The 20,977-nt window shown below is 71.5% G+C and carries 18 protein-coding genes and 2 pseudogenes; 16 read left to right on the forward strand and 4 right to left on the reverse strand.

Annotated features, from left to right (window positions below; genetic code table 11):
* The first annotated feature begins 18 nt into the window (after positions 1–18).
* From ACZ6ZQ_RS00220 to ACZ6ZQ_RS00260, 9 genes are read left to right on the forward strand one after another with little or no spacing between them, the layout of a single operon-like run.
* Positions 19–870: a Rossmann-like domain-containing protein gene (locus ACZ6ZQ_RS00220; RefSeq protein ID WP_469766280.1), complete on the forward strand. Its 852-nt coding sequence runs from the start codon at positions 19–21 to the stop codon at positions 868–870.
* On the forward strand, positions 867–2,006 hold the full coding sequence (locus tag ACZ6ZQ_RS00225) for a PLP-dependent cysteine synthase family protein (protein ID WP_469766281.1): 1,140 nt from the start codon (positions 867–869) through the stop codon (positions 2,004–2,006). Before ACZ6ZQ_RS00220 ends, ACZ6ZQ_RS00225 begins: the two co-directional genes overlap by 4 nt.
* On the forward strand, positions 2,003–3,067 hold the full coding sequence (locus ACZ6ZQ_RS00230) for a dipeptide epimerase (RefSeq protein ID WP_469766282.1): 1,065 nt from the start codon (positions 2,003–2,005) through the stop codon (positions 3,065–3,067). Before ACZ6ZQ_RS00225 ends, ACZ6ZQ_RS00230 begins: the two co-directional genes overlap by 4 nt.
* A complete protein-coding gene (locus ACZ6ZQ_RS00235) occupies positions 3,064–4,401 on the forward strand; it encodes an MFS transporter (protein WP_469766283.1) in 1,338 nt (445 codons plus the stop codon). Before ACZ6ZQ_RS00230 ends, ACZ6ZQ_RS00235 begins: the two co-directional genes overlap by 4 nt.
* On the forward strand, positions 4,398–5,264 hold the full coding sequence (locus tag ACZ6ZQ_RS00240; RefSeq protein ID WP_469766284.1) for a class I SAM-dependent methyltransferase: 867 nt from the start codon (positions 4,398–4,400) through the stop codon (positions 5,262–5,264). Before ACZ6ZQ_RS00235 ends, ACZ6ZQ_RS00240 begins: the two co-directional genes overlap by 4 nt.
* Entirely contained in the window at positions 5,261–6,829 is a 1,569-nt protein-coding gene (locus ACZ6ZQ_RS00245) for an ABC transporter substrate-binding protein (RefSeq protein WP_469766285.1), read from the forward strand. The genes ACZ6ZQ_RS00240 and ACZ6ZQ_RS00245 overlap by 4 nt, the downstream gene beginning before the upstream one ends.
* A complete protein-coding gene (locus tag ACZ6ZQ_RS00250) occupies positions 6,817–7,773 on the forward strand; it encodes an ABC transporter permease (protein ID WP_469766794.1) in 957 nt (318 codons plus the stop codon). Before ACZ6ZQ_RS00245 ends, ACZ6ZQ_RS00250 begins: the two co-directional genes overlap by 13 nt.
* Positions 7,770–8,588, forward strand: a complete 819-nt coding sequence (locus tag ACZ6ZQ_RS00255; RefSeq protein ID WP_469766286.1) for an ABC transporter permease — start codon at positions 7,770–7,772, stop codon at positions 8,586–8,588. The genes ACZ6ZQ_RS00250 and ACZ6ZQ_RS00255 overlap by 4 nt, the downstream gene beginning before the upstream one ends.
* Positions 8,585–9,991 carry an ABC transporter ATP-binding protein gene (locus ACZ6ZQ_RS00260; RefSeq protein ID WP_469766287.1) on the forward strand — a complete coding sequence of 469 codons (1,407 nt, stop codon included), beginning with the start codon at positions 8,585–8,587 and terminating at the stop codon, positions 9,989–9,991. Before ACZ6ZQ_RS00255 ends, ACZ6ZQ_RS00260 begins: the two co-directional genes overlap by 4 nt.
* Positions 9,992–10,459: 468 nt before the next feature.
* Here ACZ6ZQ_RS00260 and ACZ6ZQ_RS00265 read toward each other — a convergent pair whose 3' ends face one another.
* Positions 10,460–10,759: a hypothetical protein gene (locus ACZ6ZQ_RS00265; RefSeq protein ID WP_469766288.1), complete on the reverse strand. Its 300-nt coding sequence runs from the start codon at positions 10,757–10,759 to the stop codon at positions 10,460–10,462.
* A gap of 116 nt (positions 10,760–10,875) precedes the next feature.
* Here ACZ6ZQ_RS00265 and ACZ6ZQ_RS00270 point away from each other — a divergent pair.
* The 5 genes and pseudogenes from ACZ6ZQ_RS00270 to ACZ6ZQ_RS00290 all read left to right on the forward strand — a co-directional run.
* Positions 10,876–11,175: pseudogene (locus ACZ6ZQ_RS00270) on the forward strand (transposase); the annotation flags it as partial.
* 32 nt (positions 11,176–11,207) lie between these two features.
* Complete coding sequence (gene pcaDC, locus ACZ6ZQ_RS00275) at positions 11,208–12,491, forward strand: bifunctional 3-oxoadipate enol-lactonase/4-carboxymuconolactone decarboxylase PcaDC (RefSeq protein WP_469766289.1); 1,284 nt, start codon at positions 11,208–11,210, stop codon at positions 12,489–12,491.
* A gap of 246 nt (positions 12,492–12,737) precedes the next feature.
* The gene (locus ACZ6ZQ_RS00280) at positions 12,738–13,370 is read left to right on the forward strand and encodes an MBL fold metallo-hydrolase (RefSeq protein WP_469766290.1); all 633 of its coding nucleotides are present in this window, start codon (positions 12,738–12,740) and stop codon (positions 13,368–13,370) included.
* Between the two features lie 40 nt (positions 13,371–13,410).
* A complete protein-coding gene (locus ACZ6ZQ_RS00285) occupies positions 13,411–14,190 on the forward strand; it encodes an exodeoxyribonuclease III (RefSeq protein WP_469766291.1) in 780 nt (259 codons plus the stop codon).
* Between the two features lie 86 nt (positions 14,191–14,276).
* Positions 14,277–14,717 (forward strand): DUF6278 family protein, encoded by a 441-nt coding sequence (locus tag ACZ6ZQ_RS00290; RefSeq protein ID WP_469766292.1) that lies wholly within the window; start codon positions 14,277–14,279, stop codon positions 14,715–14,717.
* Positions 14,718–14,979: 262 nt separating this feature from the next.
* Here ACZ6ZQ_RS00290 and ACZ6ZQ_RS00295 read toward each other — a convergent pair whose 3' ends face one another.
* Both ACZ6ZQ_RS00295 and ACZ6ZQ_RS00300 read right to left on the reverse strand, forming a co-directional pair.
* Positions 14,980–16,566 (reverse strand): CocE/NonD family hydrolase, encoded by a 1,587-nt coding sequence (locus ACZ6ZQ_RS00295; protein ID WP_469766293.1) that lies wholly within the window; start codon positions 16,564–16,566, stop codon positions 14,980–14,982.
* Positions 16,567–16,764: 198 nt separating this feature from the next.
* Positions 16,765–17,973, reverse strand: a complete 1,209-nt coding sequence (locus ACZ6ZQ_RS00300) for a L,D-transpeptidase (protein WP_469766294.1) — start codon at positions 17,971–17,973, stop codon at positions 16,765–16,767.
* Positions 17,974–18,192: 219 nt separating this feature from the next.
* On the opposite strand from ACZ6ZQ_RS00300, the gene ACZ6ZQ_RS00305 reads away from it, so the two are divergent.
* Positions 18,193–18,963, forward strand: a complete 771-nt coding sequence (locus ACZ6ZQ_RS00305; protein ID WP_469766295.1) for an alpha/beta fold hydrolase — start codon at positions 18,193–18,195, stop codon at positions 18,961–18,963.
* Positions 18,960–20,186 (forward strand): annotated as a pseudogene (locus ACZ6ZQ_RS00310) (cytochrome P450); the annotation flags it as partial. The gene ACZ6ZQ_RS00305 and the pseudogene ACZ6ZQ_RS00310, both read left to right, overlap by 4 nt.
* Here ACZ6ZQ_RS00310 and ribA read toward each other — a convergent pair.
* Entirely contained in the window at positions 20,164–20,856 is a 693-nt protein-coding gene (gene ribA / locus ACZ6ZQ_RS00315) for a GTP cyclohydrolase II (protein ID WP_469766296.1), read from the reverse strand. The pseudogene ACZ6ZQ_RS00310 and the gene ribA sit on opposite strands and share 23 nt — an antisense overlap.
* Positions 20,857–20,977 lie beyond the last annotated feature (121 nt).

The following is a 20,977-nucleotide window of genomic DNA, read 5'->3' on the forward strand; positions in this document are numbered from 1 at the left end:
CCTGCGAGCGAAGGGCCCTTGAATCGTAAGGCGCCGCACGGAGACCCTGTCGTCCGGACCGTCGGCCAACTCGTCGACACCGTCCGCGCCGGGGCTTACGGCTCCGACCCGGCCCACGAGCGGATCTCGCTCGCCTTCACCACGACCCAGGCCGTCCGCCACGAGGGCCGCGCTCGCGGGTACCGCAACGAGGTGCTCAGCCTGCGGCTCGACGCGGCCGTCGGATCCTGCGCCGTGGAGCCCGGGGCGCTGCCCGCGGGCGCCCTCGACGACTGCGTGGGCGCTACCGTCGCCGACCTCCTGTCCCATCCGCTCCTGCCGGTGCGGATCGCGGCCCTCGACGCCTACCTGGCCCACGTACGCCCGCACACGCCGGGCAACGGCGCCCGGCCGTATCCGCTGCCGGCTGGTAGCTCGCTGAGCCGTTCGCGGGCCCGGGCGCGCGCTGTCGTCGACCTCCTGCCCGCCCACTCCACGACGCCCGGCGAGCACGGGCCGGTTCTGGTGGTCGGAGTGGTGAACTCGCTCCTGGAGCAGCTGCGTTCGCGAGACCGCGCGTACCTGCCGTGCGACCTCAAGGGCGGCACCACCGAGTGGGGAGAGCCCGTCCTCACCGACGCGGCCGCCCACCTCGAACGCTGCGGCGCCGTCCTCGCCTCCGGCATGACTCTCAGCAACGGCACCTTCCAGGGCCTGCTCGATCACGCCGCCGCGACCGGCAAGCCCCTGGTGATGTTCGCCCAGACCGGCAGCGCCGTCCTGCCCCGCTTCCTCGGCGCCGGAGTGAGCGCCGTGTCCGCGGAGCCGTACCCGTTCTTCTGGCTCGACGGCGGCCCGGGCATCATCCACCGCTACGGAGGCCGTCCGTGACCCTCGCTCCACTCCTGCACCGGTCGGACGTCACCGCCGCCAACCCCGATCTCCTGCCCCTGCTGGGTCATACCCCCGTCGCCCATATCCGCACCGACCTGCCCCACGCCCACCCCGGGTTCTGGGCCAAGCTCGAACACCTCGGCGCCGGCGGGATGAAGGCCCGTGCGGCGATGTCCATGCTGACCGGCGCCCGCAGGCGCGGTGAGCTGCGCCCCGGTGCCCCGGTCGTGGAGTCCACCTCCGGCACCATGGGCATCGGGCTGGCCTTCGCCGGGCAGGTCCTCGGCCACCCCGTCGTCCTCGTCGGCGACGCCGAACTCGAACCGTCCATGCGGCAGTTGCTGCGCACCTACGGCGCTCGGCTGGAACTCGTCGAACGCCCGGCCGCCCACGGCGGCTGGCAGGCCGCCCGCATCGCCCGGCTGCGCGAGGTCCTGGCCCGCACCGAGGACGCCTACTGGCCCGACCAGTACAACAACCCCGACAACCCGGCCGGTTACCGTTCGATGGCGGCGGAACTGATCGGCCAGCTCGACCACCTGGACGTCCTGGTGTGCAGCGTGGGCACCGGCGGGCACAGTGCCGGACTGGTCGGACCGCTGCGCCGTCGCTGGCCCCGGCTGAAGGTCATCGGCGTCGACTCCGTCGGCTCCGCCATCTTCGGCCAGCCCGCCCGGCCGCGCTTGATGCGCGGACTCGGCAGCAGCATCCACCCCGGCAACGTCCACCACCGCGTCTTCGACGAGGTGCACTGGGTGGGCCCCGCCGAGGCCGTCGACGCCTGCCGCCGGCTCGCCCGCGGCAGCTTCGTCAGCGGCGGGTGGAGCACCGGCGCCGTCGCCCTGGTCTCCGCGTGGGCCGCCCGGGCCGAGCCCGGCGCCGTCGTCGCCACCGTCTTCCCCGATGGCCCCCACCGCTACCTCGGAACCGTCTACGACGACGACTTCTGCCACGCGCACGGACTCCGGGCCACCGCCCCGGCCATCCGCCCGCTGGAGATCCCGCACCCGCGCGCCGCCGAGGCCCTCGGCTGGACGCGCTGCCGCACCGTCGTGGATCCCGTCGCCCCCGTCCCCGTACCTGGTGGCGCACCCCTCGCCGCCCACGTTCCGGCCCCCGGAGGTGCCGTATGAGACTCACCTGGCACACCGCCTCACTGGAACTGGCGGAGCCCCTGCGCATCTCCCGCTCCGTGATGGCCCGCCGCGACGCCGTCTGGGTCAGCCTGGAACACGACGGGCTGCGTGGTTGGGGGGAGGCCGTCAGCAGCGACTTCCTCGGACTGCCCACCCAGCACATCCTGCGCCGCCTGAGCGACGTACGGCCGGCGGTCGAGCGCCTGCCGGACCCCGAGACCGCCTGGGACGAACTCGCCCCCGCGGGTTCCCTCGGCGCCGACCTGCCCGCCGGAGTCCTCGCCGCGGTCGAGGCCGCCGTACTGGACCTCACCGGGAAGCGAGCCGGTGAACCCGCGCACCGGCTGCTCGGCAGCGCGCTGCCCCCGTCGGCGGCCACGGCCCGCACCATCGGCATCGTCCCGCCGGTATCCGCGGCCGCCCAGGCCGCCCGGCTCGCCGTAGCCGGATTCACCGTCCTGAAGGTCAAGGCAGGGGCCGACGATCCGGCCGAGGACCTGGCCCGAGTCGAGGCCGTCCGCGAAGGGGCGCCCGCCGGGGACCTGCTGCTCGACCCCAACGGAGCCTGGACCGAGGACCAGGCCCACGCACTGCTGCCCCGCTTCGCCGCTCTCGGCGTCACCGCCGTGGAACAGCCCATCGCGGCCGGCCGCCCCGACGCCCTGGCCCGGGTCGGCGCCCTCTCCCCGGTCCCTGTCATCGCAGACGAGGACGCCGTCTCCTACGAGGACGCCGCATCCCTCGCCGGCAGGGTCCATGGGGTCAACGTCAAACTCGCCAAGTGCGGCGGCGTACGCGCAGCGCTGCGCATCCACGCCGCGCTGCGCGGCAGCGGCACCGACCTCATGCTCGGCTGCCTGACGGCCAGTTCGCTCGGCATCGCGCCCGCCGTGCATCTGGTCGACCGGGCCCGCTGGGTCGACCTCGACGGCCATCTGCTGCTCGCCGACGACCCGTGGACCGGGATCGGCGGCGCCGACGGCACGGTACGCCCCGCCCCACGCGTCGGCCTGGGCGTGCTGCGCCGTGCCGCGATACCCGCCGGGGCCGCACGGTGAAGACCCTCACCGCGGTGCGCGGCTTCCCACCGGCCGTACGGCTCCTGCTGGTCAACCAGTTCGGCGTCAACACCGGCTTCTACCTCCTCATCCCGTACCTCGCCACCCACCTCACCGACGACCTCGGGATGTCGGCGGCGGTGGTCGGCCTGGTCCTGGGACTGCGCAACCTCAGCCAGCAGGGGATGTTCCTGATCGGGGGCTCGGCGGCCGACCGACTCGGCGCCCGCGGCGTGATCATCGCGGGCTGCGGCCTGCGCACCGTCGGCTTCGCGCTGTTCGCGCTCGGAGACGCCCTGCCCGTACTGATCGCCGCGTCGGTGCTCAGCGGGCTGGCCGGCGCGCTGTTCAACCCGGCCGTACGGACTTACGTCGCGCAGGAGTCCGGCGATCGCAAGGCCGAGGCGTTCGCGCTGTTCAACGTGTTCGCGACGGCCGGGGCGCTGCTCGGGCCACTGCTGGGGAGCCTGCTGCTGTTCGGCGGATTCAGGGTGGCGGCGCTGACCGCGGCGGGCGTGTTCGCGCTGCTCACCGTCGCTCAGGCCGCCGTACTGCCCGCTCGCGCGGTGCCGCCTCCGGCCGGCTCCGTCCTCGGCGACTGGCGGGAGGCGGCGGGCAACCGGCGCTTCGTGGCCTTCGCCCTGGCCATGGTCGGCATGTACGGCATGGAGAGCCAGCTCTACCTGCTGCTTCCGCACGCCGCGCGGCAGGCCACCGGCTGGGAGGGCGCCGTCGGGCTGCTTCTCGTGGCCGGGACCCTCGCCAACCTTCTGCTCCAGCTGCGCCTCACCCGCCGACTGGCCGCACGAGGCGGCGGATGTGGCCGCTGGATCGCCGCCGGGCTGGCTCTCAGCGCGCTCGGTTTCGTACCGCCCATGCTGGTGGCGGGCACCGTGGGGGAGCATCCGGCGTGGCTGCTGCCGGTCCTGGCCGGGACGCTGCTGCTGCACCTCGGAGTGATGACCGCCGCGCCGTTCGTCATGGAGCTCATCCCCGCGTTCGGCCGCGCGGAGCTCACCGGCACCTTCTACGGCCTGTACTACGCCGTGTCCGGAGTGGCCGCTGCGGGCGCGGGGGCGGGCGTCGGGTGGGCCATGGACACCGCCACGAACACAGGGCCGGCGTGGCTTCCGTACGCCTGCTGCACGGCCCTCGGCCTCGCCTCGGCGGCTGCCGTCACTCGGCTGAACCGGCGCGGGGTCCTGCCCGCCGCTCCCGCCACCGCACCGACTGCCCCGGCCTCCCGGCACCAGGACTCGGACCAGGTCCCCGACCCCGACGCGGCCTCCGCCGCCCGGCACCGCGACCCCAGGCCCCTGAGCGAGACCAGATGAGCACCGATCCGAAGAGCACCGATCCGAAGAGCACCGGCAACCTCCTGACCGATCACCCCGAGCTCTACGAAGAGCGGTTCCCCGACCCCGACCGGCTTGCCGCGCGCTGGGCCGAGGACACCCTGCGCCGGCACGGCGCGGGCACCCGGGTCCTGGACATCGGCTGCGGAACCGGCCGCGACGCGGCCTGGCTGCACCACCATGCCGGACGCCGAGTCACCGGAATCGACACCGCCGAAGCGATGCTCGCCCACGCCCGCCGTGCCCACCCGGGCCCCGACTACCACCGCGCCGACATGCGGGACTTCGACCTCGGGGCCGTATTCGACGCGGTTGTCTGCCTGGACAGTGCCCTCCTGTACTGCCACACCAACGACGACCTGACGGCGTTCCTCGACCGCTGCCGCGCCCACCTCACCGCCGGCGGCCTGCTCATCGCGGAGATGCGCAACGGCGCTTTCTTCCTCGACAACACCGAACTCCTCGACGGACCGCGCGCCGCCTCCTTCGACTGGCGCGGCACCACCCACACCTCCCACACCACCCTGTGGATCGACCACGGCGACCAACTCCTGCGCCGCCGCCGCACCTGGAGCGCCGACGACGGCACACCGCCACAGGAGCAGCACTCCGCCTGGCGGCTGCTGTTCCCCCAGGAACTGAGGTACTTCCTCACCACCGCGGGCTTCGAGGTCCTCGACCTGTACGACCGCCCCGGCCCACGCACCGAACCGCCGTGGCGCGAAGGCGACTCCCCGCACGGGACCACGAGTTCCGACCGCCTGCACCTCGTCGCCCGGCTCCCTCACCCGGACCACTCCCCGCTCAACTCCCAGCACAGCAACGGAGACACCACACCGTGAACAACCCCCGCTCCGGCCTCGCCCGCAGAGGCCTCCTCCTCGCCATCGCCACCGCCGCCGCCCTCACCGCCGGCTGCGCCGGCGACACCGGCAAGAGCACCGACACCAAGAACGCCGCCGAAGCAGGCACGCCCAAGCGCGGCGGCACGCTCCGGGCAGCCTTCCCGGGCGGCGGGGCGGGCGAGACCCTCGACCCGCACGCCGCCAACCTGTTCGTGGACGCCGCCCGCGCCAAGGCCCTCTACGACAAGCTCGCCGACTTCGGCGCCGACCTCGCGCCCGTACCGCGGCTCGCCCAGCGCTGGGAGCCCAACACCGCCCTCGACACCTGGAAGATCACCCTCCGCAAGGCCACCTTCCACGACGGCCGCCCGGTCACCGCCGAAGACGTCCTCTACAGCTACCGCCGAATCGCCGACCCCAAGGGCACCTTCCGCGCCAAGGCATCACTGGAGCCCATCGACCTCGCGGCCAGCCGCGCCCTCGACGCGTCCACCGTAGAGTTCAAGCTGAAGCGCCCGTACGCCGAATTCCCCAACGTGCTGGCCGCCTTCGGCGCCTACATCGTCCCCAAGGACACCACCTCCTTCGACAAGCCCGTCGGCTCCGGACCGTTCACTTATCGCTCCTTCACCCCCGGCAAGTCCCTGGTGGTCAAGCGCAACGACGCCTACTGGGAGGGCGCACCCCACCTCGACCAGGTCGAGTTCGTCGTCGCCGCCGAGGAGTCGGCCCGCGTCAGCGCCCTGCTCAGCGGCCAGGTCCAGTACGCCCACGAGCTCAACCCCGCCACCGCCCGCACCCATGAGGGCAAGGGGAAGATCAAGGTCATCCGGCTGCCCGGCAGCTCCATGCAGGGCTTCGTGATGAAGACCGACCGGCCGCCGTTCGACGACAAGCGGGTCCGCCAGGCGTTCTTCCTCATCGCCGACCGCAAGGAACTTGTCGACGGCGCCCTCTCCGGCGCCGGCGAGGTCGGCAACGACCTCTTCGGCAAGGGCTACCAGTACTACGCGTCCAGCCTGCCCCAGCGCACCCAGGACCTCGACCGGGCCCGCGCCCTGCTCAAGGAGGCCGGCGCCGAGAACCTCAAGGTCACCCTGGACACCGCGCCCGCCGCCCCCGGCTTCGTCGAGGCCGCCGGGATCTTCAAGGAGCAGGCCGCCAAGGCCGGGGTCACCGTGGAGGTCAAGGTCGGGAACAAGGACACGTACTGGAAGGACATCCTGGACAACGGGACCTTCGCCTCCTACCGCTCCGGAGCCATGCCCATCGAGTCCCACATCTCGCAGCGCCTGCTCACCGGATCCACCACCAACGCGACCAAGTGGCAGCAGAAGGACTTCGACGACCTCTACCAGCAGGCCCAGTCCAGCCGCGACGTGAAGCAGCGGGCCGCTGTCTACGAGCGCATGCAGCGCCGCCTGCACGACGAAGGCGGCTTCCTGATCTGGGGCTTCGCCGACTGGATCGTCGCTACCGCACCCCCCGTGCACGGCGTCTCCGCCAAGGCCCCGGCCAACACCCTCGACTGGGCCCGCTTCGACAAGATCTGGATCGCGTGACCCTCCACCTCCACTGGGTCGGCCGCCGCCTGCTCCTCGGTCTGGGGCAGACGGCGGCCGTCGTCCTGTTCGTCTTCGCGCTCACCGAGGCCCTGCCCGGGGACGCGGCGGTCGCCCTGGCCGGCGACCAGCCCGACCCCGAGCGCATCGCCCGCATCCGCGCGGCCCTGGACCTGGACCGCCCCGCCACCGAACGCTTCCTGGACTGGGCCGCCGGACTCCTCCACGGTGACCTCGGTACGTCCCTGGTCAGCGGGCGGCCCGTCGCCGGGTACCTGTCCGGCGGCCTCGGGCCCACGGTGCTGCTCGCCTGCGTCACCCTCGCCGTGCTGCTGCCGCTGTCGGCCGGGCTCGGCGTGCTGTGCGCCCGCCGGGAGGGCGGCCCACTGGACCGTACCCTCAGCGCACTGACGCTGGCCGTGCACTCCGTACCCGAGTTCGCCCTCGGCGTGCTGCTCGCCACCGTGTTCGGACTGTGGCTGGGCTGGCTGCCGCCCACTGCCGTCGGCGCGGACCCGTTCACCGAGCCGGCCGTACTGGTCCTGCCCGTCCTCGTCCTCATCTCCCGGCCCGTGTGCACGATCAGCCGTCTCGTGCGCGCCGGGATGATCGACGCGATGGCCTCGCCGTACGTCGCCCAGGCCCAGCTCTACGGCGTCGGCGGCGCGCGCGTCCGCTGGGCGCACGCCCTGCCCAACGCCCTAGCCCCGGCCGCCCAGCAGCTGGCCCGGACCTGCGACTGGCTGCTGAGCGGAGTGATCGTCGTCGAAGCCCTCTTCGTCGTCCCTGGCCTCGGAACCGTGCTCATCGACGCCGTCGCCGCCCGCGACGTGCCCGTCGTCCAGGGCATGGCCGTGGTCTTCGGTGTGGTCACCGTCCTGGCGAACCTCGGGGCCGATCTCGTGGCCCGCCGGTTCGCCCCCCGTGCGGAGGTGGTCGCATGAGGCGTCACGCGCCCCGATACGCGCTCGCCGTGGGGCTCATCGCCGTGCCCCTGCTGCTGGCCGCCCTCGGGCCGCTGATCGCCGGACCAGCCGGGCCGCGCTCGGTCTCCTTCACCTCGGGCGACGGGCACTGGCTCGGCACCGATTTCAGCGGCCGGGACGTCTGGCAACAGATCCTGCTCGGCGGCCGGTCCGTGGTCCTCGTGGCGCTCGCGGCCACCGGTCTCGCCTATCTGGTGGCCGTCCCGCTCGGGCTGACCGCCGCGCTCACCCGTCGTACCTGGCTGGAGGAGGCCCTCATGCGGCCCCTCGACGTACTGATCGCCGTGCCGTCGCTCCTGCTGGTGCTGCTGGTGGCGGCGACCCTGACCCCGGGGCCGGCCGGGCTGGCCGTCCTGGTCGGGCTGGCCGCCGTACCCGACGTCGCGCGTGTCGTGCACGCGGCGGCCGCCGAGATCTCCGCCCGGCCGGCCGTCGAGGCGCTGCGGATGCAGGGCGAGTCCTGGTGGCGTACGGCGCTCGGCTATGTGGCCCGGTCCATGCGCCGTACCCTCGCCGCCGACGCCGGGATCCGGCTGACCGGCGCCCTGTACCTGGTGGCCACGGCCGCGTTCCTCGGGATCGGCGTCGAGCCGGACGCCGCCGACTGGGCGGTGATGGTGGACCGCAACCGCACGGGCCTGTTCCTCCAGCCGTGGGCCGTGGCGGTGCCCGCCCTGCTCATCGCCGCCCTGTCGATGGGCACCAACCTGCTCTTCGACGCGGCCCTGCACACACCGGCCGCCAAGGCCGCCAGGAAAGGAGGCCGGGGATGAACCCGGTCGCTGAAGTGGACCGACTGCGCGTGGAGGTGGCCGGCGGCACCCTCGTCGACGGCGTGAGCCTGACGGCCCACCCCGGCCGGATCACCGCTCTCGTCGGGCCCTCGGGCAGTGGGAAGACCACCACCGGACGCGCCCTGTTCGGCGAGTTCCCGCCCGGCGCCCGGGTCGACGGCCGGATCCACACCCCAGGACCCGGAGCCGTCGGCTACGTACCCCAGCACCCCGCCGCCGTCCTCAACCCCGCCCGGCGTGCCGGAGCGCTCCTGCGCGACATCGCCGCCCTGCGGGGCGGCACCCGCCGTGAGATCCGCGACCGCGTCGAGCACGCCCTGCGCCGGGCCCAGCTGCCCGACCCCACGATGGTGCTGCGCTGCTACCCCCACCAGCTCTCCGGCGGTCAGCAGCAGCGGGTCGTCATCGCGCAGGCCCTGCTCCTCGGCGCCAAGGTGATCGTCGCCGACGAACCCACCACGGGCCAGGACCCGGCCACCAAACAGGGCGTCGTCGAGGCGCTGGCCGACCTCGCCGAGCAGGGCATCGCCCTGGTCCTGCTGAGCCACGACTGGGACGTCGTACGGCAGTTGGCCGACGATGTCGTCGTGCTGCGGGCCGGTCGTGTCGTGGACCGGGGGCCGGCGGACGCGGTGTTGCCCGCTGTGGTGAAGCCGGTGACCGACCGGTCACGATCCGCCGTACGACCCGGCGGAGAGCGCTTGGAGGCACAGGACCTGACCGCCCGGCACCGGACCGCGCGTGGCACGGTTCCGGTGCTGCACGGCGTCACGGTGTCGGTCGCATCGGGGGAGTGCCTGGCCGTGGTCGGCCGTTCCGGCAGCGGCAAGACCACTCTGGGCCGGTGCCTGGCCGGGCTCCACTCCGCGTACGACGGGGCGGTCCTGCTCGACGGGGCTCCGCTGCCACGCAGCCTCCGCGCCCGCTCCCGCACCGAACTGGCGGCCGTCCAGTACGTGTTCCAGGACCCCAAGGCGGCCTTCGACGAGCACCGGCCGGTCCTCGACCAGGTCGCCCGCACGGCGGTCCGGCTGCGCGGTGCCGACCGGGACACCGCACGCAGGGCCGCCGTACGAACCCTGGCGGAGCTGGGGCTGGCCGAGGCCCTGACCTTGCGCCGCCCCGGCGCGCTGTCCGGCGGGGAGCTCCAGCGTGCCGCACTAGCGCGGGCACTGCTGGCCGAGCCCAAGGTCCTGATCTGCGACGAGATCACCTCCGGCCTGGACCCGGCCACGCGCGACGCCATCCTCGCCGTTCTGACGGGGCTCCGTAACGAGACGGAACTCAGCCTGGTGTTCATCACCCACGACCGGGCGGCCGCCGACACCCTGGCCGACCGGACGGCGGAGCTCGACGCCGGCCGTTTGGTCATGTGCGGGTAGCCGTCTGCTGCCGTCGCGGCGACCGGTCATGTAGGCAGAGACAGCCCCGACTTCGTGACGCTCGCTTGACGCTCGGCCTTCCTGAGAGAGACGTCGGTGTGGGTCTGACCTGCGGATCCCTTGATCGTTTAGCTGGATGACATCTTTTCGATGACCCAGCACGTAGAGTGCGTCGCGATCCTTGAGTCCGCCGAAAAGGGCCGCTGACCTGCTGTTTCTCCGAGTGCGCGTTATGGGTGTCACGTGCATTAGGTGCGATGTCTTGACGCGTATTCGACGCAGGAACGGCGCAGTCTCTGGCGGCCCATCATGCCTGGTTTGGTGGCCGCTGAGCGGAACGCTCACCCGTGTGGAGGTGGCCCCCGCGATGGGGTAGCGGGCCGGCCGCTGAGTTGTTGGCTGCCCCTGCCCATTCGTTCTTGGTAGTCACGTTTCGTGACGCGGGGTGGGTGTCAGGTGGGTGTCGTGTCAGGGGCCGTAGGGGCTCCAGTGCCCGAGGAAGGGCCTGAGGCCGTCGGCTCGTGGTTCGGGGATGTCGGGCAGTCGGGGTGGTGTGTGCAATGGGTCGAGGCGCTCGACGGTGGATGCTGCCCAGCTGATCCATGCTTCGGCTTCGGTTCTGGTCTGCCCCGGGGGCATGGCCTCGACTCGCGTGCGTACGGTGCTCAAGTACTCCGTCAGTCCAGTGGCGTGGCGCCATGCCGCTTCCTGCGCTTCGAAGTGTCTGAAGCGGTACGCCTCGGCGTACTGGATGCGGGCGTCTTCCATGGCGGCTTCCCAGCGGATGCGCTTCTGGCGCGCGGCTTCGATCTCGTCGAGACGTCTGCGTTCGGCGGCTTCGCCGCGAAGGGTGACCTCCTGTGCGATCTCGGCGAGCTGGTCTTCCGGGCCGTCTGGACAGTGAGGCGTCCTTCGCCGCTTTGTGCGGGGTCAGTCCTGTCGAGCGCTCCTCGGGAAGCCGGCGGTTCCGTCGCCTCAACCGCGGCGGCGACCGTCAGGCCAATGTCGCGCTCCACCGGATCGTGTTCACCCGTCTGCGGGTCGACCCGCGCACGCAGGACTACTACGAGCGCCGGATCAAGGAGGGAAAGACCCGGCGCGAAATCGTCCGTTGCCTCAAACGCTATGCGGCCCGGGAGGTCTTCCACCTGGTCAGACAGTCACAGCCAGGACCCCGCATATAGGGGCTGTCGTGACAGATGAGAGGGTCTGACGGGTGAGCGAGACACCACCGAACACCCTGCAATACCGCGTTGACGGGCCAGAAGACGCCCCTGTCCTGGTCCTGGGTTCCTCACTGGGTACCACATGGCACATGTGGGACCGGCAGATACCGGAGCTGTCCCAGCAGTGGCGGGTCCTGCGCTTCGATCTTCCGGGCCACGGCGGCGCCCCCGCGCACGCCGCCGGCTCGGTGACCGACCTCGCCGACCGCCTCGTCGACACCCTCGACGAGCTCGGCGTGCAGCGCTTCGGCTACGCAGGGTGCTCCATCGGCGGCGCGGTCGGCATCGATCTCGCGCTGCGGCTGCCGCACCGGGTGGCGTCGCTTGCGCTGGTCGCCGCATCGCCCCGGTTCGGCACGGCGGACGAGTTCCGGCAGCGGGGCGTCATCGTCCGCACCAACGGCCTCGACCCGATGGCCCGTACCGCGCCCGAGAGCTGGTTCACCCCGGGATTCGTCGCCGCGCAGCCCGCGATCGTCGAGTGGGCCGTCCAGATGGTGCGCACCACCGACCCCGGCTGCTACATCGCCGCCTGCGAGGCGCTCGCCCAGTTCGACGTCCGGGCCGAACTGGGCCGGGTCGGCATCCCCACGTTGGTCCTGGTCGGCTCCGAGGACCGGCTCACCGGGCCCGCGGAGGCCCGCACCCTGGTCGCCGGCATACCCGACGCCCGCCTCGCGCTGGTCCCGGGCGCCTCCCACCTGGCGCCCGTGGAGCAGCCCGCGGCCGTCACCGATCTGCTGGTACGCCACTTCTCCCTGGCCTGGCAGGACACACTCCACGCGATCCCCGCGCCGCCGGTGGTCCCCTCGATCTCGGCGCCGGTCGCCCCGGTCGCCGAGATCGCCCCGGCGCGCACCGCCGAGCAGCCGCAGGCGGTCGGGGTGACGCGGCCCGACCCGTACGAGGCCGGGATGAAGGTCCGCCGCGAAGTGCTCGGCGACGCCCATGTGGACCGGGCCACGGCCGAGGCCGACGACTTCACCGGTGACTTCCAGGAGCTGATCACCCGCTACGCCTGGGGCGAGGTCTGGACCCGCGACGGCCTGGACCGCCGCACCCGCAGCGTCGTCACCCTCACCGCCCTCGTCGCGGGCGGCCACCTCGACGAGCTGGCCTTCCACACCCGCGCGGCCCTCCGCAACGGCCTGACCCCGACGGAGATCCGCGAGGTCCTGATCCAGGCGGCGGTCTACTGCGGGGTGCCGGCGGCGAACTCCGCGTTCCGGGTCGCCCAGGCGGTGATCCGCGAGGAGACGACCCCACGCGAGTAGCCCTCCCGGGGCTCCTCAGGGGGCCGGGCCCCAGCCGGCCTGTCCCCAGCCCGCCCCTTCCCGAACCGGGGCTCCGCTCCGAACCCTGCTCCTCAATCGCCGGAGGGGCTCATTCTGAGCCCGTCCGGCGATTGAGGACACGGCCGGAGGCTGTACCCGGGGTCTGGGGGCTTGCCCCAGTTACGGGAACGCGCGCGGTGGGGAAAGATCGGCTCGGGACCGGCACGCGAGAAGGAGACCACCCCGGTGAAGCTCACAAAGAAGTCGCACGCCTGCATCCGGCTGGAAAAGGGCGGGCGGACGCTCGTCATCGACCCAGGCGTCTTCAGCGAGGCGGACGCGGCGGCCGGCGCCGACGCCGTGCTCGTCACGCACGAGCACCCCGACCACTTCAGCGAGGAGCGGCTGCGCGTCGCCCTGGACGCGAATCCGGCCGCCGAGATCTGGACGCTGCGCAGCGTCGCCGATCAGCTGTCGGCCGCCTTTCCCGGCCGGGTGCACACCGTCGGCAACGGCGACACCTTCACCGCCGCCGGTTTCGACGTCCAGGTCCACGGCGAGCTGCACGCCGTGATCCACCCGGACCTGCCGCGCATCACCAATGTCGGCTTCCTCGTGGACGGTTCGGTGTTCCATCCCGGTGACGCGCTGACCGTCCCCGACCAGCAGGTGGAGACGCTGATGCTCCCCGTGATGGCGCCCTGGAGCAAGGTGTCCGAGGTCATCGACTACGTACGCGCGGTCGGGCCGCAGCGCGCGATCGACATCCACGACGCCCTGCTGACCGACCTCGCGCGCCCCCTCTACGACACGCACATCGGCAACCTGGGCGGCGCCGAGCACAGCAGGCTCTCCTCCGGAGGATCCGTGGACCTGTGACGCGCCGCTGACTGTCACACCCCGCGGTTACGCTTGCGGCATGCGCATCGCCACGTTCAACGTCAATTCGATCACCGCCCGGCTGCCGCGGCTGCTCGCCTGGCTGGAGAGCAGCGGCACCGACGTGCTGTGCATCCAGGAGACCAAGTGCACCGCGGAGCAGTTCCCCGCCGACGCCCTGAAGGAGCTCGGCTACGAGTCCGCGGTCAACGCCGACGGCAGGTGGAACGGCGTGGCGGTGGTCTCCCGGGTGGGTCTCGAGGACGTCGTCACGGGTCTGCCAGGCGGCCCCGAGTACGGCGGCGCGCAGGAGCCGCGCGCACTGAGCGCGACCTGTGGCCCGGTCCGCGTCTGGTCGGTGTATGTGCCGAACGGGCGGGAGGTCGCCCACGAGCACTATGTGTACAAGCTGGCCTGGCTGGAGGCGCTGAAGGGGGCCGTCGCCGAGGACGCCGCCGGTGACCGGCCGTTCGCCGTGCTCGGTGACTACAACATCGCGCCGACCGACGCCGATGTGTGGGATCCGTCCTTCTTCGAGGGTATGACCCATGTGACCGCGCCCGAGCGGGCCGCGCTGGAGCACCTGCGCGAGGCCGGGCTCGCCGATGTGGTGCCCCGCCCGCTCAAGTACGACCACCCGTTCACATACTGGGACTACCGCCAGCTGTGCTTCCCCAAGAACCGGGGGATGCGCATCGACCTGGTGTACGGCAACGAGCCGTTCACGCAGGCAGTCAAGGACAGCTACGTCGACCGCGAGGAGCGCAAGGGCAAGGGCGCCTCGGACCACGCCCCGGTCGTGGTCGACCTCGATCTCTGAGCCGCCGGCCCCGGAGGCGCCGGCTTCCGGGCACCTCCCGCGCGCCCAGTGGTGCGTCCGTCCATGGGAATGCGAGGCTGATCGGTATGAACATCCCTTTCTTGGACAACTGGCGCAAACGGCATGGGGGTGAGCGGGGGCAGACGCTGGCCTCCGCCGTCGGAGGCGATCCGGAGGGCGTGGCCGAGCTGCTCTCCGAGTGCGAGCTGCTGCGGGTCCGGGTGGGGCAGCAGGGGCTTGAACTGGACGACACCCCGGCCTCTTTGGAGGCTCTGGACCAGTTGCCGCCGCGCTGGCGGGATGATCCGGAGGAGCTGCCCTGGCTGGGCAACGACGCGGGCCTCTATCTCGGCACGGTCATCGTCCGGACCGTGCGGGGTGCCGGCTGGCATGTCTGGCCGGGCGGTCATCCCGTGGTCCGCCTCGCCTCGGGGCGCGAGATCAATGTGGTGGAGGCGGGGCTGGACTGGGCCATGCACGGCTCGCCCGAGCTGTCGCAGGTGTATGCGGAGGCGGCCGAGGCCTGATGCCTCGCTGCCTCGTTCGGATGGCAAATGCGACTTATGCCCTATTTGTGCGTGTCGGGCGTGAAGCCCCTTGCCGGGCTGGATAGTTTGCGCTGACCGCGACACCGCTGAGATTGGGGCAGGGCAGCGTATGGCCGTCGATCTGTTGATCGAGCTGAGTGACGCCGACAAGTACGCCGACAAGTACTACGCAGGGGATGCACGTTCTCCGGGGCCGGGCAGCAGCTCGTAGAGCCGTGCCCGGCCCGGCAGCGGCCGGAGATCACTTCTCGCTCAGTGGGACCGACACGTACGAGGGGTCGGCCGTGGGCGAGGAGAAGGTCAGCTGTGCGCCGGACGGGTTGTGCTCGATGTAGAGCGGGTCGACGGTGTCGACGACCAGGGCGAGCCGGTGGCCGGCCGGCACGTCGTAGGCGGTGGAGAACAGCTCCAGGTCCACGGTGAACGGCTTGCCCGGGGTCCGGTCGTGGAAGGTGTACGGCGCATTGCTGACCAGCTTGCCGAGGCCGAGCGGGCCCACGTCGTAGAGATACGCGACGAGGGTGCCGCTCTCCTTGGTGCTGGTGACCGTGGTGTGAAGCTTCGCCGTCCCTCTGATCCGCTGCGCCGACGTGCCGCGCTCGGACTGCCAGACGGCGGCGAACGACCGCGGCAGCAGCGGGATCGAGGCCGTCGGGGGCAGCTTCAGGAACTGGTCCAGCACGCTGGACAGCAGCACGATGCCGCCGTTGGCGCCCGAGTCGATGTTCGCGTGGATCTTCTTGGTGCCGCCCAGCGCGACCTTCCGGGCGTCCGCGCCCACCGACTTCCAGTCCGGATAGGTCTCGTAGCCCCCGGTCGAGCGGGACTTGATCCGGACGGGCTGTTCGCGGTCCACGCCGTTGTCGACGCCCTTGAGGTAGTGGTCGAACCAGCGGTGGGTGCTGTTCCAGGTGTCGTTGGGCAGTCCGAGCAGACCCGTGCCCTCGGCGGTCGCATGGTCACCGGGGCGGAACTCGAGCCGCTTGGGAACGGTGAGCCGCTCGTAGAACTCGGCGTACTGATTGGGCGGGAAGATGGTGTCGCCCCAGGCGTTGCCCAGCATCATGGCAGCGCCGTTCCGGTTGATCCGGTCGACGTAGGTGGCGGGGGAGCGCTTCTTCCCCCAGGCGATCATCTCGTCCTCCTTGGCCAGGTTCGAGCCGAGGAAGTCCTTGGTGAACTGCTGGAGTTCGGCACTGGGGCGGCCGGTGAGATTCCCCGCGCCGACGAGCAGCGCGGTGGCCTGGACGTGCTGGGTGCGGCCGCTGTAGATGGAGCCGGTGAGGTCGGCCCAGCCGCTGAGTGCCGCGACCGCCTTGACCCGGTTGTCGTGCGCGGCGGTGAGCAGACTGATCCCGGCGGCGTACGACATGCCGGCCATGCCGACCTTGGACGGGTCGGCGGGGGTGTTCGCGAGCGTCCAGTCGATGACCTTGGATGCGTCGGCGATGTCCGGCGGCCCCGCCACCTCGATCTCTCCACCCGACTGCCAGAAGCCGCGCACGTTGTAAGTGACCACCACATAGCCCGAGTCGGCGAGCTTCTTCGCTTGTGCGAGGTACTCGACCTGCGGTGTGGCCCAGCTGGTGGGCAGCACGATCACGGGGTACGTGCGCGAACCGTCGGCGCCCGCCGGGGTGACGACGTTGGCCTTGAGTACGGTGCCGCCGTCGCCGCGGATGTCGACGAACCGGATACCGGGGGTGCCCGCGGCCTCGGTTGCCGCTGCCGGAGCGGCCGGGGTCAGCCCGAAGGCGGCCCCGGCCAGCAGCGCGGCCGAGACCGTCGCGGTCGTCGAGGTGCGCAGGGCTTTGTGGGGGTGTCCCATCGCTCACTCCTGACTCATACCAGTCCTCAAGTGACTCGACGGTAACCTGGCGGGCTTACCTTAGGTAACTGGTCGGTAAGTTACGCGACGGTAACGATATTGGACGCGCTGTCAGCGGGAGTTCAGCGGGAGTTCGGCGGGAGTTCGGCGGAAAGCCGACGGGAGGTGGGCGGGGACCGGCCGGAAACCGGCGGGAGTTCAGCGCAGGGCGCTCTTCGCCTGCCATTCGGCCCAGCTCAGATTCCACTCGCCGTAGCCGTTGTTGAGGGCGACGGTGCCCTTGGCGCCGCCTCCGGTGATCTCGAACGGGTCGCCGACCTGGACCTCGCCGTAGACCGCCGACGCGTCCGCGTCGCTCATCCCCACGCAGCCCGAACTCCGGTTGGCGTTGCCGAAGTACGTGGCGTTCCACGGCGCGGCGTGCGCGTACATCCCCGACCAGGTCAGCCGCATCGAGTGGTCGACCATCTTGTCGTAGGCGTCACCGAGCCCGACCGTCTCGGAGTTCATGTTGATCGTGCCCTCCTTCGCCATCAGCACGGCCGTGCCGCGCCAGGAGGCCTTCTCGCCGCCGGGAGTTCCGGCCGACATCGGGACGTCCTTGATCTGCGCTCCGTCCCGGTAGAGCTTCAGCCTGTGGTTGTCGAGGTCGACCTTCACCACCTGCTGCTTGCCGACCGTGAAACCGGTGGTGTAGTCGCGGACGAACCAGCCGCCGTCCGCGCCCGAGTCGATGCCGTTCAGCTCGGCGTCCAGCGTGACCTTGGTGCCCGGCTTCCAGTAGTCCTTCGGCCGCCAGTCCGCCCGGGACTTGCCCGACCAGTCCTCCATCCAGCCCCACGAACCCTGGGCGTTGTCCGACGTGGTCACCTTGAGGTGCTTCTCGACCTCCGCCCTGTTCTTCACCGGGTGGTCGAAGACGATCGACAGCGGCTGGGCGATCCCGACGGTGGAGTTCTTGCCCGGCGCCAGCGTCAGCTTGTTGACCTGGTCCGCGGCGGCGGTGGCGAAGTCCGCGGTTGCGGTGCCGCCCTTGTCGTCCCGCGCCTCGACCGCGTAGGCGGTGCCCGGTGCGGCCTTACGGGCCGAGGTCCACGTGCGGCCGTCGGCAGCCACCGTGCCCTTGAGCTTGCCGCCCTTGGAGTCGGTGACCGTGACCTCCCTCAGCTTCCCCGCCGCGAGCGTCACCCGTACCGGCTCACCCGCCTTGGCCTGCTTGCCCTGCAGATTCACCGTGATGGCGGTGCGCGCCTTCCCTTCACCGTCCCCGGCCTTCGCGTCCGAGGTGGAAGCCCCGGAACACCCGGCGAGAGCCACCGCCAGGGCCGTGACTCCGGCTGCGGCGGCGGCGCGGGCAGGGCGGGCGAGCGGGGTGCGCGGGTGCATACGGACGCGGCTGCGGCTCAACTCAAAACCTCCGTGACGATCTCTCTCGCAGGTGGAGAGGGGGAAGTGGAGGCCCAGGTTGCGTATATGCCGGGAATCTCCGCTGTTGAGGGATGTGACATGTCCGACAGTGCGCCGGTTCTGCACCCTGGCGATTTCGCCGGCTCCGGTACACCGTGGTGGCGTACGACAGTCCCTTCACCAGTCCCTTCACTCCGCTGCCCCGCGAACGGAGAAGACGTGACCCCCTTCGTGCTCCCGCACACGCTGCTCGGTGACGGCCCGCACCACGTCGTCGCCGTCCACGGCTGGCTCGCCGACCGCGACGCCTACGCCTCCCTGCGCCCCGACCTCGACCTGGAGTCGTTCACGTACGCCTTCGTCGACCTGCGTGGCTACGGGGAGGCCAGGGGCACCCTCGGCGCATACACCACGAGGGAGGGCGCCCAGGACGTGCTCGCGCTGGCCGGACACCTCGGCTGGGACCGCTTCTCGCTCATCGGCCACTCCATGGGCGGGGCCGTCGTCCAGCGCGTGCCCGTCCTCGCGCGCGGCCGGGTGCGGCGGCTCGTCGGGATCTCGCCCGTGCCGGCCCACGGGCTGCCGATGCCGCCCGACCAGTGGGGGCTCTTCGCGGACGCCGCCGACCGTCCGGCCAACCGCCGCACCATCATCGACCTCACCACCGGCTCAGGACGGCCCGCCGCCTGGCTCGACCGCATGATGCGGCGCTCCGTGGAGCGCACTGATCCCAAGGCGTTCCGCGCCTGGCTCGACTCCTGGGCCGTCGAGGACTTCCACACCGACATCGAGGGATCGACGGTCCCGGCACTCGCCGTCGTCGGAGCTCTCGACCCGGCCATCAGCGCCGACCTGATGCGGGAGACCTGGCTGCGGTCGTACCTGCGGGGCGAACTCGCCGAGCTGGCCGCCGCGGGACACCACGCCATGGACGAGACACCGCTCCAGCTGATCCGTACCGTCGAGGACTTCCTGCGGGCCGACGTATGAGCACGCCGGCCGTCCCCGACGTCTTCGACCCGCGGCGCTACGCCGCCGGGCTGCCCCACGACGCGTTCCGCGAGCTGCGCGCCCATCATCCGGTGGCCTGGCAGGAGGAGTACGAGGTGCTGGGCTGGCCCGCGGGGCCCGGCTTCTGGGCGGTCACCCGGCACGGCGGTGTCGTCCGCGTGCTCAGGGACTCGGCGAACTTCTCGTCCTGGCTCGGCGCGACCCAGATCCGCGATCCCGACCCGGCGGACCTGCCCTTCATCCGCCGCATGATGCTCAACCAGGACCCGCCCGGCCACGGCCGGCTGCGGCGTCTCGTCAGCCGGGCCTTCACCCCCGCCCGCATCGACCGCTTCGCCGCCGCTGCCCGCGACCGCGCCCGCGAGCTGCTCGAAACCGCCCGCGCGGCGGGCCCCGTCGTCGACCTCGTCGCCACCGTCACCGACGACTACGCCCTGCTCAACCTCGCCGACCTGCTCGGTGTACCGGAGAGCGACCGGGCCCTGCTGCTGAAGTGGACCGAACGCGTCATCGCCTACCAGGACCCGGACGAACCGCCCGTACTGGGTGCGGACGGGCGACCGGTCAACCCCCGCTCACCCGCGATGCTGCGGGAGATGTTCGACTACGCCCAGGAACTCGCGGCGTACAAGCGCCGCAAACCCGCCGACGACGTCATGACATCGATCGCCGCTTCCGGACTCTCCGACGCCGAACTGGAGATGTTCTTCTTCCTGCTCACCGTCGCCGGGAACGACACCGTTCGCAGCGCCGCGCCCGGCGGGCTCCTGGCGCTCGCCGAGCACCCGGACGAGCAGCGGCGGCTGCGGGCGGGGGAGGTGGCGGTGGACACCGCCGTGGACGAACTGCTGCGCTGGCACCCGCCCGTGCTGTCGTTCCGCCGCACGGCGACCCGTGACCTCACGCTCGGCGGGCAGGACGTGTGCAGAGGCGACAAGGTCGTCGTCTTCCACGCCTCGGCCAACTACGACGAGCGCGCCTTCACCGACCCGTACCGCCTCGATCTGTCCCGCTCGCCGAACCCGCACGTGTCCTTCGGGAACGGCCCGCACGTCTGCCTCGGCGCCCACTTCGCCCGCCTCCAGCTGCGCGTGCTGCAGGAGGAGGCACGGGAGGTGCTGCCGCCGCTCACCCTGGCCGCACCGCCCCGGCGGCTGGTCTCCAACTTCATCAACGGCATCAAGTCGCTGCAGTTGGCACTGGGCCGGGATCCGGCGAGGAGTCGGCCGTCACACGGTCCAGGTGCGGAAGATGGTGGCCGAACCGCTCCCGCTTGGTCCGCAGATAGGCGAGATTTTCCTCGCGCGGCGGGGTGAGCAGCGGCACCTGCTCGGAGACCTCGACACCGTGCTGGAGCAGCGCGTCGCGCTTGTCCGGGTTGTTCGACAACAGCCGTACGGAACGCACCCCCAGGTCGTGGAGCATGTCCGCCGCCACCCGGTAGTCGCGGGCGTCGGCCGGGAGCCCGAGAGCGAGATTCGCCTCGACGGTGTCCAGTCCCTCCGCCTGGAGCTGCATCGCCTGGAGCTTCGCCAGCAGGCCGATTCCCCGGCCCTCGTGCCCCTGGAGGTAGAGGAGCACACCACGCCCCTCGCTCACGATCGCGCGCAGCGCCGCGTCCAGCTGGTCCCCGCACTCGCAGTGCCGGGACCCGAAGGCGTCCCCGGTCAGGCACTCCGAGTGCACCCGGGCCAGTACGTCGTCGCCTTCGACGTCGCCGTACACCAACGCCATTTGTTCGTCCCCGCGACTGAGGTCCAGGTAGCCGACGGCGCGAAAAACGCCGTAACGGGTGGAAAGCTGGACCGTTGCCCTGCGTTCGACATCCAGGGAACGAACCTCTGTGTGCGGGGCGACATAGGTGTCTGTCATGGGTGGATCCTGTCGGGTAGTCTCTGGCCGGAACATGAAATCAATCGGAATATCTCAACTGGTCCTTCTGTTCAAGGGTGTTCGAGCAGGACAACTCGGGCCACAAGGAATAGAGCCGGGC

The organism is Streptomyces sp. NPDC053673, from assembly GCF_055585225.1.